This is a genomic window from Amycolatopsis sp. cmx-11-12, from assembly GCF_046269425.1.
In the GTDB taxonomy this organism is placed as follows: Bacteria; Actinomycetota; Actinomycetes; order Mycobacteriales; family Pseudonocardiaceae; genus Amycolatopsis.
In genome coordinates this window covers 100,599-117,078 of record NZ_JADNQM010000004.1, presented here as the reverse complement: position 1 = coordinate 117,078, position 16,480 = coordinate 100,599, and the positions used below count along the sequence as shown (strand labels likewise).

Below are 16,480 nucleotides of genomic sequence, written 5' to 3'. Positions count from 1 at the left end.
TGAGATGGCGCTGAGAGCTCGCGCGTGAGCTGGTGAAAGCGTGAATGATGAGGAACGTGAAACCTCGAGTACTGGTGGTCGACGACGAGCCCGGCGTGCGCAAGGCGTTGCAGCGCGGCCTGCGCGCCGAGGACATGGACGTGGTCACGGCGGCCGACGGGCCCAGCGGCCTGCGACTCGCGCAGACGGGCTCCTTCGACGTCGTCCTGCTCGACATCATGCTCCCGGGTCTTTCCGGCTACCGCGTACTCGAACGGCTGCGCGCGCTCGGCGTCACCACGCCGGTGCTGATGATCTCCGCGAAGGACGGCGAGGTCGACCAGGCGGACGGCCTCGACCTCGGCGCCGACGGCTACCTCGTGAAACCGTTCTCGTTCGTCGTCCTGGTCGCGCAGGTACGCGCGGTGCTGCGGCGGGCGTCGCCGGACGCGATCCGAGGGCCGTTGCGGATCGGTGCGCTCGAAGTCGACCGGAGCCTGCGGCAGGTCCGCTACGACGGCATCGAAGTGGCGTTCAGCCCACGCGAATTCGCGCTGCTGGAGGTGCTGGCCGGCCGGGCGGGAACGGTGGTCACCAAGGACGAACTGCTGCGCGCCGTCTGGGGAGACGAACAGGCCGCGACCCGCAACGTCGTCGAGGTCTACGTCGGTTACGTGCGCCGCAAGCTCGACGCCGTCGGCGCGGGCGCGCTGGTCCGTACCGTGCGCGGGCACGGCTACCTGGCCTCGGACGCGCAGCTCGACGAGGTCATCGCCCCTGCGGGCCAGGGGTGATCGGGTCGCCGTCTTGGTGGCGCCGCCGTTCGCTCCAGGTCCGGATCACCCTTCTCACGGCCGCCGTCACGCTCGGGTTCCTGCTCGGGCTGGCCGCGGTCGCGGGGGACAATCTCCAGCCACTGCTCACCGAATCGGTCGACAAGGAACTCAGTGCCCAGCTGGACACCGCGAAGGCCGACGTCGCGACGGGGCGGACGCCGACGGCCTCGGCGGTCACCGTCCGGGTGCTCGACACCGGCGGCGGCCCGGTGGACGGCGTGCCGCCCGCGAATCTCGGGCCCTCGGAGGTCCGCGCGCTGAAAGCGGGGGAATCGGTCACGACCGGTGGTGAGCACAGCTGGCGCTGGGTGGGGACCGTGGTCACCGCGCCCGACGGGCAGCAACGGCTGGTCGTCGCCGGCGCGGGTCTTGTCGGTTTCGCCACCGCTGTGCGTTCCGCCGGGCTGTGGCTGTTCGTGGTCGCGTCCGTCGGGGCGGTGGGCGCGGGGATCGCGACGTGGCTGCTGGTGCGGTTCGCGTTGCGGCCGGTGGCCAGGATGCGCGGGTCGGTGCGGGCGCTCCCTCCGGGCGCGCGTCTGCCGCTGCCCGATTCGCACGACGAACTCCGCGCGCTGGCCGAAGAGTTCAACGCGCTGCTGGCGCGTCAGGAAGAGGCCGCCGAGCGGCTGCGGCGGTTCACCGGGGACGCCGCGCACGAACTGCGGTCGCCGGTCGCGTCGATCCGGGTGCAGGCCGAGGTCGCGGTCACCAACCCCGATCCCGAACTCTCGCAGGAGACGCTGTCCGACGTCCTCGAGGAGGCGGAACGGCTTTCCGCGCTACTCGACGGGCTGCTGGCGCTGGCGAGGTCGGACGCGGGGGAGGTGCCGCCCGCGGAACCGGTCGAGCTGGTGAGCGAGGTGCGGGCGGCGGTCGCGCGGATGCCCGCCGACGCGCCGGACATCCGGGTGAGCGGCACGACCGGGACGGCGTGGGCGCTGGCCACGCACGCTGAGGTCGAACTGGTGCTGAGCAATCTGCTGCGCAACGCCTGCCGGTACGCGCGCGGGGAGATAGTGGTGTCGGTGCTCGCGGCGCGGTCCACCGTCCGGGTGGTGGTCGACGACGACGGACCGGGCATCGAGCCGGAACACCGCGAGCGGGTCTTCGACCGGTTCTACCGCGTGTCCGATTCGCGGGCGCGGTCCTCCGGCGGCACCGGGCTGGGACTGGCGATGGTCGCGGAGGCCGTCCGGCGGCGCGGGGGCCGGGTACGCGTCGGCGAATCACCCGATGGCGGGGCGCGCTTCCAGATCGTCTGGCAGGCCGCACGGCCTCAGTAGGGTGAGCCGCGTGGTCATCGTGGGCGCCGCCATCGTGCGGAACGGACAGTTGCTGGCGCAGCAGCGGGCTTGGCCCGCCGACCACGCCGGGCAATGGGAACTACCGGGCGGACGGGTCGAGGACGGCGAAGGCGACGAGGCCGCTCTGGCGCGTGAATGCCTGGAGGAACTCGACGTCGCGGTGACGGTCGGGGGCCGGGTCGGCGAGGACGTCCCGTTGCCGGGCGGGAAGGTGCTGCGGATCTACGCCGCTTCGCTGGTCTCGGCGAGGGATGAGCCGCGGGCGGTGGAGCACAAGGACGTCCGGTGGATCTCCACCGCTGAACTCGACGATCTCGACTGGCTGCCCGCGGATCGAATCCTCCTGCCCGCCCTCCACGCTCTGTTGCTTCCCGCGTGAAGGCCCCCCTTCCCTCGGCTGAGCCGCGTGAAGGGGGCCTTCACGCGGCTCAGCCGGCGCCGATGAGCCGCAGCGCGGACTGGAGCCGGTGCTCACCGCGTTCCGCCGCCCGGACGGCACCCGCTTTCCGGACCCGTTCCAGCTCACCGGGGTCGGCGAGCAGCGCCAGCGCGCGTTCCCGGACCGGCCGCAACTCCTCGATGAGCGCCTCGGAGACGGCCTCCTTCACCTGGCCGTAGGAGTCGTACCGGTCGGCCAGGACCTCGGGTTTCTCCTTGACGCAGGCCGCGAGGATGTCCAGCAGGTTCGCCATCCCCGGCCGGGTTTCCGGCGCGTAGGCGGGTTTCGACCCGCCGTCCGTCACCGCGCGTTTCACCTTCCGCCTGACCTGGTCGGGCTCGTCGAGGACGAACACGACTCCGGCCTCCTCCCGCGTCGATTTCGACATCTTCCGCGTCGGCACGGCGAGGTCCATGACGCGGGCACCGGCGGGCGGCAGCACCGCCTTCGGCATGGTGAACACGTCGCCGTAGGTGGAGTTGAACCGCTTCGCCAGCGTCCTCGCCAGTTCGACGTGCTGCCGCTGGTCCTCGCCGACGGGGACCTCGTCCGCGCCCTGCAAGAGGATGTCCGCCGCCATCAGCACCGGATAGGTCAGCAGGGACAGCCGGACGCCCGCCTGGCCCTTCGACTTCTCCTTGAACTGGATCATCCTGGCGGCCTCGCCGTAGTTGCAGGTGCATTCGAGGACCCAGTTGAGGGCGCCCAGTTCGCGGGCTATGTCGGATTGCACGAACACGCGGTCCGGCTCGATCCCGGCCGCGATCAGCACGGCCAGCTGCTCGGAAGCCATCGAGCGCAGCTTCGCCGGATTGTGCGAGTTCGTCATCGCGTGCAGGTCGGAGACGAAGTACAGGTCGTCCGGCCCGCCCTCGTCCGCCCAGCGGGAAATGGCCCCCAGGTGATTCCCGACGTGGACGTGGCCGGACGGGGTGATCCCGGACAACCTGATCATCTGCCTTCTTCCTTCCGGATTCGGGCCGCCCCAGGGTCCGGGCACGAAAAAGGCCGCCCGGTGGGGCGGCCTGGTGGTGCGCTCGTCTGGTTCAGCGCAGGACTGCGGGGCCGCCGGAGGGCAGCCACCACTGAGCGTTCTGCGTGCGCATGCCGACGATGGTACGCGACTACCGCAAGTAGTCCTCTAGTCGCGGTGGTTCGACGGCGAATGATCGCGACTAGAGGACTACTTGCGGGCCGAAAAGGCGTGTGTCACTCATTCCGGGCATGTCGCGTCAACACTTCATATCGGCTTCAGTAGTACGCCTGTCACATTGGGGATCCGGGTCTACCGTCATCTCATGTATGTCGTCCTGCTGACCTACACGGCACCCATCGAAGAAATCGACTACGTGCTCCCTGATCACGCCGACTGGCTGACCAAGCAGTACGAGCACGGCAATTTCCTGGCCTCCGGCAGGCGCAACCCGCGCATCGGCGGCGTCATCATCACCAGGCCCATGGCCAGGGGAAAGCTGGACGCGATCCTCGCGACCGACCCCTTCTCGATCAAGCACATGGCCGCCTACGAGGTGATCGAGTTCTCGCCGACCCGGACCGCGCCGGAACTGCGGGCGGTCAACGAGGCGGTGGTGCATTGACGATCTTCTAGGCCGCTTTCGCGATCTTCGTCTTCGCCTTTTTGAGGGCGAGGACGGGGCATTTCCCGCACCGCGACTTGGACCGGCAGCATTTCTTCTTGACCTTGCCGGACTTCATCCACTTGCGCACGAGTTTTTGCGGGTCGTCGGGTTTCTTCTTGCCCACTCGAGCTCCTCGTCGGACTTCGTCGGCGACGCCCGCCTTGGCTGTTCACGTTAGGTGAGCCTAACCGATCTTGGGGCGTGGGGCTGCTCACACTCGGGCTACCGGTATCCTGGTGTGGTCCGCGTATGGCCAAAGTCGGTCAAGCGTGTCTCGAATGTGCGAGCGCGGGCACCACACCCGACTTGAACCCTTTGGAGCCTTCGCGTGCCCGCAGCCAGCGCCACCGCAGTCGATGCCGGCCGCCATTCCGGCAAGACGCGACCCGACCTGCGCAACGTCGCCATCGTCGCACACGTCGACCACGGCAAGACGACCCTCGTCGACGCCATGCTCCGGCAGTCCGGCGCCTTCGAAGAGCGTGCCGAACTCGTCGACCGCGTGATGGACTCCGGGGAGCTCGAGCGGGAAAAGGGCATCACCATTCTCGCGAAGAACACCTCCATCCACCGCGAGACCGACAACGGCCCGGTGACGATCAACGTCATCGACACCCCCGGCCACGCCGACTTCGGCGGTGAGGTCGAGCGCGGCCTCGCCATGGTCGACGGCGTCGTCCTGCTGGTGGACGCCAGCGAGGGGCCGCTCCCGCAGACCCGGTTCGTGCTTCGCAAGACCCTCGAGGCCGGCCTTCCGGTCATCCTCGTGGTCAACAAGACCGACCGCCCCGACGCCCGGATCTCCGAGGTCGTCGAGGAGACCCACGACCTGCTCCTCGACCTGGCGGGTGACATCGAGGACGCCGACCTCGACGCGATCCTCGACCTGCCGGTCGTGTTCGCCTCCGCGCGAGCGGGCAAGGCGAGCCTCGAGCAGCCCGCCGACGGCGCGGTGCCCGAGAGCGAGAACCTCGACCCGCTCTTCGAGACCCTGATGCGTCACGTGCCGCCGCCCTTCGCGGACAAGGAAGGCCCGCTGCGCGCGCTGGTCACCAACCTCGACGCGTCGAACTTCCTCGGCCGGATCGCGCTGATCCGCATCCACTCCGGCAACCTGCGCAAGGGCCAGACCGTGGCGTGGATGCGCGAGGACGGCACCATCCAGAACGTCCGGATCTCCGAACTGCTGGTCACCGAGGCGCTCACCCGCGTCCCGGCGACCGAGGCGAGCGCGGGCGAACTGGTCGCCATCGCCGGCATCCCCGAGATCACCATCGGCGACACCCTCGCCGACGTCGAGAACCCCGAGGCGCTGCCCCGGATCGCCGTCGACGAGCCCGCCATCTCGATGACCATCGGTGTCAACACCTCGCCGCTGGCGGGCCGCAGTGGCGGCGACAAGGTCACCGCGCGCCTGGTGAAGGCGCGGCTGGACCAGGAGCTCATCGGTAACGTCAGCATCAAGGTGCTGCCGACCGAGCGCCCCGACACCTGGGAGGTCCAGGGCCGTGGCGAGCTGGCGCTGGCCATCCTCGTCGAGCAGATGCGCCGTGAGGGCTTCGAGCTGACCGTCGGCAAGCCGCAGGTGGTCACCCGGATGATCGACGGCAAGCTGCACGAGCCGTTCGAGCGCCTGTCGATCGACGCCCCCGAAGAGCACCTCGGTGGCATCACGCAGCTGCTGGCCGCCCGCAAGGGCCGCATGGAGCACATGGGCGGGCACGGCTCGGGCCGCATCAAGCTCGACTACGTTCTCCCGGCGCGCGGCCTGATCGGCTTCCGCACCGACTTCCTCACCGAGACCCGCGGCACCGGTATCGCGAACCACGTGTTCGAGGGCTACTTCCCGTGGGCGGGCGAGATCCGCACCCGTCACTCCGGTTCCTTGGTCGCCGACCGGTCCGGCCCGATCACCGCGTACGCGATGATCCAGCTGGCCGATCGCGGCACCTTCTTCGTCGAGCCGGGCGCCGAGGTGTACGAGGGCATGGTCGTGGGCGAGAACCCGCGCGCCGAGGACCTCGACATCAACATCACCAAGGAGAAGAAGCTGACGAACATGCGTCAGTCCTCCGCCGACGTGATGGAGACGCTGGCCCGTCCGCGCAAGATGGGCCTGGAAGAGGCGCTGGAGTTCTGCTCCGTCGACGAGTGCGTCGAGGTCGCCCCCGACGTCGTCCGGATCCGCAAGGTCACGCTGGACGTCAACCAGCGCGCCAAGGAGCGCAACCGCAACAAGAACCGCGGCTGATCCACTCAGCGAACGCCGAAGGGCGCTTGGTCACTCACCGTGATCAGGCGCCCTTCGGCGTTTTCGGCCGTTCGATGGTCACGCAGAGTATTCGATCGGGTGTTCTTTGTTAAAAACAAGCCTTTCCCGACAATTCTGCCGGGAAAGGCGTTCTCCTTTTTGGACAGTGTTCACAACGCCGGAACGGCTTCCCGGCGCGGCGAGAGGACGGCCGCGAAGACCGTCCCGAGAACGCCGACACAACCCAGCCCGAAACAAACGATCCTAAATGCGTCCGTATAGGACTCGCCGGAGAGCTTCCCTCCGGTAATCGACGCGAGAACGGCGCCGACAACCGCGATCGCGATCGTTTCGGTCGCCAATCGTGCGGTGGTGAACATTCCGGCCGCCGTTCCGGAATGTTCCGGGCCCGCGGAACCGATTGCCAAACCGTCCAGCAAACCCATCGTCAATCCCGTGCCAGCCCCGACCAGAACGAGCGGGACGAGCAACGAGAGCACCCCCGACGACGCGTTCATGGTCATCAGCAGGAAGGCGCCGGCCCCGCTCACGGCGACCGCGCCCGCGACGAACCACGACGACGGCAGCCGCCGCGCCAGCGCGGCCCCCACGGCCGGGAACAGGACGGTCGGCGCGGTCAGCATCAGCAGCCACAGCCCGGCTTCCCCGGCGCCGAGCTCGACGACCTCGATCAGGTACGACGGCAGGTAGACCAGCAGCGGCACCAGGATCGTCACCAGCGCGCCCGCCGCGACGGCGAGCGAGGTGAACCCGCGGTTGGCCAGCAGCGCGAGGTCGAACAGCGGATCCGCGCGGCGGCGTTCCACCAGCGGGAAGGCGACGGCGAGCACGACGGCCAGCACCAGGGTGCCCACGACGAGCGGATGACCGAAGCCCAGTTCGCCCGCTTCGACCAGACCGAAGATCAGCAGCCCGATCGCGCCCGTGAAGAGTGCGGCGCCCGCCCAGTCGATCCGGCGCCCGGCGGTACCGCGAACGTCCGGCAGAAGCGGCGTCAGGGCCAGTACGAGGCAAGCGACGGCGGCCGGGGCGCCGAAGACGGCCCGCCAGCCCCAAATGTCGACGAGCAGGCCGCCGATGGACGGCCCGAAGGCGAGCCCGATCCCGAGCACCGTCCCGACCAAGCCGAACGCCCGCGTCCGCGCCGCGCCATGGAAGGTCTCGGTGAGGATCGCCAGCCCGCCGGTCACCGCCGCGGCCGCGCCCGTTCCCGCGACGAGCCGGACGACGTCGAGGACGACGATGTTCCCGGCGGCCGTGGCCGCGATCCCGCCGCCGACGAACAGCGCGAGGCCCGCCACGTAGATCCGCCGTCTGCCCACCACGTCGGCCAGAGAGCCCGCGAAGACCAGGAAGCTCGCGAAGCAGGCGTTGTAGCCGTTGACGACCCACTGGGTGGCCGCGAGGCCCGCGTCCAGGTCGTCCGCGATGTCCGTCAGGGCGACCGACGCGCCCGTGATGGTCAGCGGGAAGGTGAACGTGGACATGAGCACGACCACGAGGACGAGCGCGCGTTTGGTCACTCACGCAAGCTAACGGTGGCCACTTCGCCGGGCTAAGCGTTTTCCCGAGCCTTGAGCAGGAACCTCACGGCGCTCCCGGACGTCCACCGAACGGGGGACCACCTCCGGTCGCGCGTCGACCGGGCCGATATGGGAATCTCGCTGCGTCGGCACAGGCCCCCGTGGCAGCATGACGAGGGAAAAAATCGGGAGGATTCAGGCGTGCGGGTAGCGAACACAGCGGCACCCATATTGGCGTGCGCGGCCGTGCTCCTCGCCGCCTGCAGCAACACCCCGCCCCCACCCGTGGTCAGCTCGTCGGCCTCGCCGGTGAGCACCTCGACCACGAAGACGCCTTCGCAGGTCGTCGTGGGTGTCGACGACGTTCTCGGCGGCTACAACCCGCACAATCTCGCCGACGCCTCCCTGGTGACGTCGGCGCTTTCGCAGCTGCTGCTCCCATCGGTGTTCCGCCCGAAGGACGACGGCAGCGTGGTGCTCGACAAGAACCTGATGAAGTCCGCCGAGGTCGTCTCGCAGCAGCCGTTCACGGTCGCGTACACGATCCGGCCGGACGCCTCCTGGTCCGACAGCGCGCCGATCGCCGCCGAGGACTTCGCCTACCTCCGCGAAGCGATGCGCGACCAGCCCGGCGTCATCGGCGCCGCGGGCTACCGGCTGATCTCCGACATCCAGTCGCGTGAAGGCGGCAAACGGGTCGAAGTCACCTTCGGCAAGCCGTATCCGGGCTGGCAGACGCTCTTCAACAACCTCCTGCCCGCCCACCTGCTCAAAGACGCCCCGAACGGCTGGCAGGGCGCGCTGGCGACGACGTTCCCGGCCGTCGGCGGGCCGTACTCGATCAAGGGACTCGACACCGCGCGCGGAGAGGTCGTCCTGGAGCGCAACGAGCGCTATTGGGAGAAACCCTCCGCGCTGGACCGGATCGTGCTGCGTGCGGCCGATCAGGACGGCACACTGGCCGCCCTGCGCAGCGGTAACGACCAGTTCGTGATGACCAGGGCCGACGGCAACGCCCTCAAACGGCTCGGCGAACTGGGTTCCGCCGTCCAGCTGCACACGGTCGCCCGTCCCACGGTCGCGCAGATCCTGCTGCGACCGGTGAGCTCGACGCTGTCGGATCCCAAGGTGCGCGAAGGCGTCACCGCGCTGATCGACCGCGGCAAGCTGATCACCGAGGCGGCGGAAGGCGGTCCGTCGGACAAGCTCCGCGCCGACGCCCAGGCCCGCGTCCCGTCCACCACCGGTTTCCAGCCGACGATCCCGGCCCCCGGCCCGCCGTCGACGCCCGATCCGGTCAAGGGGGAGGAACTCCTCAAATCCGCCGGGTACACCAAGGAAGCCGGTACCTGGCGCAAGAACGGGAAGAACCTCTCGCTGGTCGTCGCCTCGCCCGCGAAGCAGGAACCGTACGCGACGATCGCCAAGGAGTTGACCGCGCAACTCGTGGCCGCGGGGATCGAGGTCAACGCGATCGCGCCGCAGCCGAGGGAACTGTTCTCGACGCTGCTGGCCATGCCGGTGCTCAACGGGGTGCAGCAGACGACGCCGGAGGGCGCGGGCAACGTCGGCATCGACATCGCCGTGATCGGCCAGGTCACGGGAGGTGCGGACGTCGCGTCGGTGCTGGCGTCGACCTTCGGCTGCCGCCCCGATCAGCTCGCCGACAAGACCAAGGCGGTCGTCCCGGGGAACCCGCTGGGCTTCTGCGACCCGGCCCTGCAGCCGTCGATCGACGCCGCGCTGACCGGAACCACGCCGGTCGCCGACACGCTTTCGACCCTGGAACCGGAATTGTGGCACCGGAATGTGGCCATTCCGTTGTTCCAGCTGGCCGATACCCTCGCCATCGGCTCTGGTATTTCCGGAGTAACCGCTGGTCCTCCTATGGTGGGCCCTTTCGGGTCCGCGGTGAACTGGACGAGGGGTCCGAAGTAGCCGATTCGAGTCCGAGCCGACCCCTGGAGGGTGACCTTTCTCGGCACGTTCGAGTGGCTGACTGATTCCTCAAGGTGACCACTGTATTTCTCGATGTCAGCCGCAAGTTACCCTTTGGTCACGATCGCCCCTAAACTGGTGACTGTTCGTGCATTTCCTTTCTAGCGTGCACCCGCAGTGCGCCAAATGAGTGTTGCTTGGCGTGTCATAGGCTCCGGGCCATCTCACCGGAGCGGTGTGGGGTCCTGTTCCGATCTCAGGAGCCCAGTGCTAGGAGGGCACACTTCATGAGGAAGTCCAAGGCAGTCTCCGCCTGGTCGCTGGTCGCGGCCTCCGCGCTTGTGCTGAGCGCATGCAGCGGTGGCGACAGCGGCAGTTCCGACCAGAACGGGTCGTCGACCGATATCAAGGCCATGGCGCTTGGCAAGGCGCAGAACGGCGAAAACTTCAAGCTCGCGGACACCCCGGGGTACGAAGGCACCGTCACGGTGGGTATCGATGACGGGTACTCGGGCTACAACAACGACACCCCGGACACCAACTCGTCGTACAACACCTACATCTTGACTGCTGTGCTCGCCGGCGCCGATGTGCTCGACGGCAACAACAAGGTGCTGCTGAACAACGACGTGTTCGACTCCTGGGAGGTCACCTCCAAGGAGCCGCAGACCGTCGTCTACAAGATCAAGCCGAACGTCAAGTGGTCCGACAACCAGCCGTTCGACTGTGACGACATGTACCTGTCGTGGCTGGCGCACAGCGGCAAGGCGAAGACCGCGGACGGCAAGCAGGCCTTCCTCGCCGCTTCGACCACCGGCTACTCGCTGATCAACGAGGCGACCTGCAAGGACGACCTGACCTTCGAGACCAAGTACACCGAGCCGTACCTGGACTACAAGGGCCTGTTCAACTCGACGGCGATCATGCCCGCGCACATCATCGAGAAGAACGCCGGCATCGAGGACATCACCAAGCTGGCGCCGACCGGCGACGCGGCCCAGCTGACGAAGGCCGGCGACTTCTGGACGAACAAGTTCAAGGGCTTCGATCCGGCGAACATGCCGGCCTCCGGCCCGTACAAGATCACCGCGTTCGACGCCAACCAGAAGGCCGTCACGCTGGAGAAGAACCCGCTCTGGATCGGCGGCAAGGGTGGCCCCTCGAAGATCGTCGTGAGGGCGATGGAGGACACCAAGGCCATGGCGACCGCGCTGCAGAACGGTGAGATCGACGTCGCGGCGTCGACCCAGCCGGACGCCACCGCGGCGAACACCCTCAAGGGCCTTTCGGCTCAGGGCGTGACCTACGGTTCGGGCTCGCAGCTGACCTTCGAGCACTTCGACATGAACTACAAGCGCATGTTCAAGGACAAGTCGCTGCGCAAGGCGTTCTTCGAGGTGGTCAACCGCCAGGAGATCACCGACAAGCTGCTCAAGGAAGTCCAGGCCGACGCGACCCCGCTGAACAGCATCGTGTTCATGCCGGGTGAGCAGGGCTTCAAGGACCTCTACAGCAGCAAGGCCGGTCTGGGCGCCGAGGCCGCGGCCAAGACGCTGACCGACGCCGGCTGGGCCAAGGGTCCCGACGGCATCTTCGCCAAGGACGGCCAGCGCGCGTCGTTCAAGATCTCGCACAACCAGAACGCCCGTCGTACGCAGACCGTCGAGATCGTCATCTCGCAGGCCAAGCTCGCCGGTATCGAGATCACCGACGAAACGGACGCCAACTTCCTGAAGGGTGGCCGTCTCGCGGCCGGCGACTACGACGTCGCGCTCTTCGGCTGGTCCGCCGCTCCGTTCAAGGCCGAGCAGAAGTCGATCTACATCACCCGGGTCGACGACAGCAGCCAGAACTACCAGGGGCTGTCCAACCCGGTGATCGACTCGTCGTTCGAGGCGGCCGTCAAGGCCACCGACGAGGCCGTCCAGCTGGAGAACTACCAGAAGGCCGACCAGGCGATCGCGGACGAGTACGCGACGCTGCCGCTGTTCCAGACCCCGTCCATGTGGGCGTTCAAGGGCATCGACCGCACTTACATGCAGTCGTACAACGGTGTCCTGTGGAACGTCGGCGAGTGGGAGCAGAAGAAGTAGGGCGTAGCCCCGCTTTTTCTCCACTCGCTCACGCGATCCTGGTGGTAGGAGGGCCCGGCCACAAGCCGGGCCCTCCTACCCGCCGGAAGTAGCTGTTGACCGTAGGGTTACCGCCACTACGGTGACAACCGGGTGACCGGTCCAGCACTACGGCGACCAGGCCCGGAAGAGGAGCAGTTCGTTGAACCTGGTGATCTACATTCTTCGCCGTCTGGCGATATCGATTCCCGTCCTGTTGGTCGGGACTTTTCTGTGTTTCATCATGGTCGCCGGCACCGGTGACCCGCTGGGTGAGCTGAGAAGCAACCCGGCCATGAGTCAGGAGACCTTGAACCAGATCGCCAGTCAGCTCGGTCTCGACAAGAACATCGTCCTTCGGTACTTCGACTGGCTCGGCGCGTTCGTGTCCGGCGACTGGGGCATCTCGATCGCCCAGGGCAACGCGTTGGCCCCGGTGTTCCCGAAGGTCATGGCCGCGTTCGAGGTCACCGCCAAGCTCGTCGTCGGTGCGGAACTGCTCGCGCTGGTCCTCGGCGTTCTCGTCGGTGTCATCGCGGCGGTCAAGCAGTACTCGATCATCGACTACATCGCCACGACGCTGGCGTTCCTGCTGTTCTCGATGCCGATCTTCTGTGTCGCGATCGTGCTGAAGGGCTATGCGATCGAGTTCAACGGCTGGGTCCGCGATCTGGGCCTGACGGACGTCCTCGGCAACCCCTGGATCCGGACCACCAGCCCGGAATCCCTGAACTTCGACGGTCCCGGTGGGTTCGTCGCCAGTTACATAGGCGCTTACCTGCTGCCGACGCTTTCCATCATGGCGATCAGCTTCGCCGCGTACAGCCGGTTCCAGCGCGCCTCGATGCTGGAGACGCTGAACGCCGACTACGTCCGGACAGCGCGGGCCAAGGGCCTCGCCAACGGGCGGGTCATCTTCCGGCACGCGTTCCGGAACGCCCTGATCCCGGTGACCACGTTGTTCTCCGTCAACTTCGGTGCCGTGCTCTCGGGCGCGATCATCACCGAGACGGTATTCAACTGGCACGGCATGGGCACGCTGCTCGTCGAAGCCGTCACCAAGAGCGATCCGCAGGTGATGATGGGCTGGCTGGTGGTCATCGCCACGAGCATCATCATCGCCAACCTGATCGCCGACCTGATGTACGGCATCCTGGACCCGAGGATTCGCGTTGGCTGACTTGAACTCCCTCATCACGGCGGACGACGCCGCCGAAGGCAAGCTTCCCCCTGAAGCCCTGCCCGAGCCGCGTAGTCAGGGCAAGCTGGTCCTGCGCAAGTTCCTGCGGCACAAACTGGCGATGATCTGCACGGCGATCCTGCTGCTCCTGGTGCTGACCGTGCTGATCATGCCGATTTTCTGGCCGTACAACTACGAGGACAGCTCCTTCCCGTCCTTCGCCAAGCCCAGCGGGGACTACCCGCTCGGGACGACGCAGGTCGGCAAGGAGATGGTGTCGCAGATCCTGCGCGGCACCCAGTACTCACTGCTGATCGCGCTCATCGTGTCGATCGTCGCCACCACCATCGGCACCGTTTTCGGTGCCATGGCGGGATATCTGCGCGGCTTCACCGACTCGGCGATCTCGCGGGTGACGGACCTGTTCCTGATCGTCCCGCAGATCGCCGCCGCCGCCATCCTGGCGAAGGTGTTCGGCGGCGGTACCTGGTACATCGTCGCGATGGTGCTGGCGGCCTTCGGCTGGATGCCCATCGCGCGTATCGCCAGGGCCGAGGCGATGTCGTTGTCCCAGCGGGAATTCGTGGACGCCGCTCGCGCGTCCGGCGCCGGGACGTTCCACATCGTGTTCAAGCACCTGGTGCCGAACATGATCGGGCTCATCACGGTCAACGCGACCCTCGCGATCGCGCAGGCCGTGCTGATCGAGGCCGCGCTGTCGTTCATCGGGCTGGGTGTGCAGCTACCCGACACCTCGCTCGGCCGCGTCATCCTCGAGAACTACGCCCAGCTGCAGAACCGGCCTGCGCTGTTCTTCGGCCCGTTCATCGTGCTGGTGCTGATCTCGCTGACGATCAACTTCATCGGTGACGGCCTGCGGGACGCCTTCGACCCGCGGCAGCGGAAGATGAAGGCGTAACACCTGCTTTAGCGCGTGAAGGCCCCCTTCCCTCGGCTCAGCCGAGGGAAGGGGGCCTTCACGCGCTTCCAGCGCGACTGGGAGAGGGCGGTACCGAAGCACGCGTCACGCGTGATTGCAGGGCGAACTCACGTGCTTGAAAGGCGAACTCGCGTGATTGCACGGAGAACACGCGTGCGGCCGGATCGGCGGCGTGTTGCCCGGCCAATCACGCGAGTTCCCCTCCTAATCACGCGAGTTCTCCGTCCAATCACGTGAGTTCGCTCTCCAAGCACGCGAAACTCGAGTTGGTGCCCCCGACCCCCGCAACTAGTCGACTAATCGCGGCGGGCCCCCAAGTACAGGAAGGCCCCCTTCCTTGCGCTGGACGCGAGGAAGGGGGCCTTCCTGTACTTCCAGGGGCTAGTCGGCCACCGGGGCGAGCTTGCCCGCTTCCCAGGCCGCGCGCCGCTCGGCCTGCAACACCGGGTCCGCGACCGGAGCGGCCGAGAGCAGACGGCGGGTGTAGTCCTCGCTCGGCGAGTGCAGCACCTGGTCACGCGTGCCGACCTCGACCAGCTTGCCGTACTGCATCACCGCGACGCGGTCGGCAAGCAGGTCGACGACGGCGAGGTCGTGGCTGATGAACAGGCAGGCGAACTGCAACGAGCGCTGCAGGTCCAGGAACAGGTCCAGCACCCGCGCCTGCACCGAGACGTCCAGCGCCGAAGTCGGCTCGTCCGCGATCAGCAGCGCCGGGTCGAGCGAGAGCGCCCGTGCGATGGCGACGCGCTGGCGCTGGCCGCCGGACAGCTCGTGCGGGTACCGGTTGCGGTAGTGGCCGCCGAGTTCGACCTTGTCCAAAAGGGACGCCACGCGCTCGTTCAGCGCCTTGCCCGCCAAGAACTTGTGCAGCACCATCGGCTCGGCGATCGACTCGCCGATGGTCATCTTCGGGTCGAGGGTGGACGCTGGGTCCTGGAACACGATGGAGAAGTAGCGGCGCAGCGGGCGCAGGTCCTTGTTGGACATGTTCGTGATGTCCTTGCCCGCGATCGACACGGTGCCCGCGGTCGGGGTCAGCAGGCGGATCGCGCAGCGGCCGACGGTCGACTTGCCGGAACCGGATTCGCCGACAAGGCCGACGATCTCGCCCTTGGCGATGCTCAGCGAGACGTCGTCCACCGCGCGGTTCTTCGCCTGGCCGCGGCGGCCGGGGTACTCCAGCACGAGGTTCTTGATCTCGAGCGCTGGCGCGTTCTCCTCGATCACGGCCGCGAGTTCGCTGTCCTCGAGCCGGATGTCCTCGGCGATCTTCGAGGCTTCTTCACTGTCGGCGGAGATGCCGCTGTCGTCGAGAAGACGGCGTCCCTCGGGACGCTGGCCGAGCACGGGGACCGCGGCGAGCAGCTTGCGGGTGTAGTCCACCTGCGGCGACGCGAACAGGTCGCGCACCGGCGCCTGCTCGACGATGGTGCCCTGGTACATCACGACCACGCGGTCGGCGAGGTCGGCGACCACGCCCATGTCGTGCGTGATGAGCACGATCGCGGTGTTGAGGGTGTCACGCAGCTTGCGCAGCAGGCCGAGGATCTCAGCTTGCACGGTGACGTCGAGCGCCGTGGTCGGCTCGTCGGCGATGATCACCTTCGGGTCGCACGAGATCGCCATCGCGATGACGACGCGCTGGCGCAGACCGCCGGAGAGCTGGTGCGGGTACTGCTTGAAGCGCAGCGGAGGGTTCGGGATGCCGACCATCTCCAGCAGCTCGATGGCGCGCTTGTCGGCGGCTTCCTTCGAGATGTCCTGGTGCGAGCGGAGCGCCTCGCGCAGCTGCCAGCCGACGGTGTAGACCGGGTTCAGCGCGGTCATCGGCTCCTGGAAGATCATCGCGACCTCGTTGCCGCGGATCTTCTGGAGGTCCTTCTCCTTGAGGTCGGCCAGGTTGCGCTCGCCGAGGCGGAGCTCGCCCGCGATCCGGCTCGTCTTCGGGAGCAGCCCGAGCACCGACATCGAGGTCACCGACTTGCCGGAACCGGATTCGCCGACCACCGCGACGATCTCACCAGGCTTGACGTCGAATCCGATGCCCTTGACGGCGTCGACCACGCCGCCGTCGGTCGGGAACGAGACGCTCAGGTCGGAGATGGACAGAACCGAACCCGACACGCCGCCGAGGTCCGACGATGCTGCTTCAGTGCTCACCAAGATGCCCTTCGTGGGGGTACATATGGTCACGGCACATCGGCCGTGACTCGCGCGAGGATAACCGAGAGTCGCCCGACTAAGGTCGGTGCTCGGGGCTTCCGTTCCCGACACCCTATAAAGGAATGCGCGCCGTGTTCGAATTAGTCTTCAAG

13 protein-coding genes are annotated in these 16,480 nt (G+C 67.4%); 9 read left to right on the top strand and 4 right to left on the bottom strand.

What is annotated here, in order from left to right; translation table 11 throughout:
* Positions 1-44: 44 nt before the first annotated feature.
* From ACLARN_RS07045 to ACLARN_RS07035, 3 genes are read left to right on the top strand one after another with little or no spacing between them, the layout of a single operon-like run.
* Complete coding sequence (locus tag ACLARN_RS07045; RefSeq protein WP_409490475.1) at positions 45-773, top strand: response regulator transcription factor; 729 nt, start codon at positions 45-47, stop codon at positions 771-773.
* Positions 770-2,098: an ATP-binding protein gene (locus ACLARN_RS07040; protein WP_409490474.1), complete on the top strand. Its 1,329-nt coding sequence runs from the start codon at positions 770-772 to the stop codon at positions 2,096-2,098. Before ACLARN_RS07045 ends, ACLARN_RS07040 begins: the two co-directional genes overlap by 4 nt.
* A gap of 10 nt (positions 2,099-2,108) precedes the next feature.
* Positions 2,109-2,498, top strand: a complete 390-nt coding sequence (locus ACLARN_RS07035; protein ID WP_409490473.1) for a (deoxy)nucleoside triphosphate pyrophosphohydrolase — start codon at positions 2,109-2,111, stop codon at positions 2,496-2,498.
* Positions 2,499-2,547: 49 nt separating this feature from the next.
* Here the strand turns inward: ACLARN_RS07035 and trpS are convergent, their stop codons facing one another.
* Positions 2,548-3,513, bottom strand: coding sequence for a tryptophan--tRNA ligase (gene trpS, locus ACLARN_RS07030; RefSeq protein WP_409490472.1), 966 nt, complete (start codon positions 3,511-3,513; stop codon positions 2,548-2,550).
* 343 nt (positions 3,514-3,856) lie between these two features.
* Here trpS and ACLARN_RS07025 point away from each other — a divergent pair, with 343 nt between their 5' ends.
* The gene (locus tag ACLARN_RS07025; RefSeq protein WP_409490471.1) at positions 3,857-4,156 is read left to right on the top strand and encodes a YciI family protein; all 300 of its coding nucleotides are present in this window, start codon (positions 3,857-3,859) and stop codon (positions 4,154-4,156) included.
* A gap of 7 nt (positions 4,157-4,163) precedes the next feature.
* On the opposite strand, the gene ACLARN_RS07020 is transcribed toward ACLARN_RS07025, so the two are convergent.
* Positions 4,164-4,322 (bottom strand): hypothetical protein, encoded by a 159-nt coding sequence (locus tag ACLARN_RS07020; RefSeq protein ID WP_409490470.1) that lies wholly within the window; start codon positions 4,320-4,322, stop codon positions 4,164-4,166.
* Positions 4,323-4,526: 204 nt separating this feature from the next.
* On the opposite strand from ACLARN_RS07020, the gene typA reads away from it, so the two are divergent.
* Complete coding sequence (gene typA, locus ACLARN_RS07015; protein ID WP_409490469.1) at positions 4,527-6,449, top strand: translational GTPase TypA; 1,923 nt, start codon at positions 4,527-4,529, stop codon at positions 6,447-6,449.
* A 170-nt stretch (positions 6,450-6,619) separates the two neighbouring features.
* On the opposite strand, the gene ACLARN_RS07010 is transcribed toward typA, so the two are convergent.
* Positions 6,620-7,993: an MFS transporter gene (locus ACLARN_RS07010; protein WP_409490468.1), complete on the bottom strand. Its 1,374-nt coding sequence runs from the start codon at positions 7,991-7,993 to the stop codon at positions 6,620-6,622.
* A 228-nt stretch (positions 7,994-8,221) separates the two neighbouring features.
* On the opposite strand from ACLARN_RS07010, the gene ACLARN_RS07005 reads away from it, so the two are divergent.
* From ACLARN_RS07005 to ACLARN_RS06990, 4 genes are all read left to right on the top strand, one after another.
* Entirely contained in the window at positions 8,222-9,931 is a 1,710-nt protein-coding gene (locus ACLARN_RS07005; protein ID WP_409490725.1) for an ABC transporter family substrate-binding protein, read from the top strand.
* 287 nt (positions 9,932-10,218) lie between these two features.
* Positions 10,219-12,024 carry an ABC transporter family substrate-binding protein gene (locus ACLARN_RS07000; RefSeq protein ID WP_409490467.1) on the top strand — a complete coding sequence of 602 codons (1,806 nt, stop codon included), beginning with the start codon at positions 10,219-10,221 and terminating at the stop codon, positions 12,022-12,024.
* A 181-nt stretch (positions 12,025-12,205) separates the two neighbouring features.
* Positions 12,206-13,222, top strand: a complete 1,017-nt coding sequence (locus tag ACLARN_RS06995) for an ABC transporter permease (RefSeq protein WP_409490466.1) — start codon at positions 12,206-12,208, stop codon at positions 13,220-13,222.
* Between the two features lies 1 nt (position 13,223).
* Positions 13,224-14,141 carry an ABC transporter permease gene (locus ACLARN_RS06990; protein WP_409490724.1) on the top strand — a complete coding sequence of 306 codons (918 nt, stop codon included), beginning with the start codon at positions 13,224-13,226 and terminating at the stop codon, positions 14,139-14,141.
* Between the two features lie 402 nt (positions 14,142-14,543).
* Here the strand turns inward: ACLARN_RS06990 and ACLARN_RS06985 are convergent, their stop codons facing one another.
* Positions 14,544-16,325, bottom strand: a complete 1,782-nt coding sequence (locus ACLARN_RS06985; protein WP_409490465.1) for an ABC transporter ATP-binding protein — start codon at positions 16,323-16,325, stop codon at positions 14,544-14,546.
* Positions 16,326-16,480: the final 155 nt, after the last annotated feature.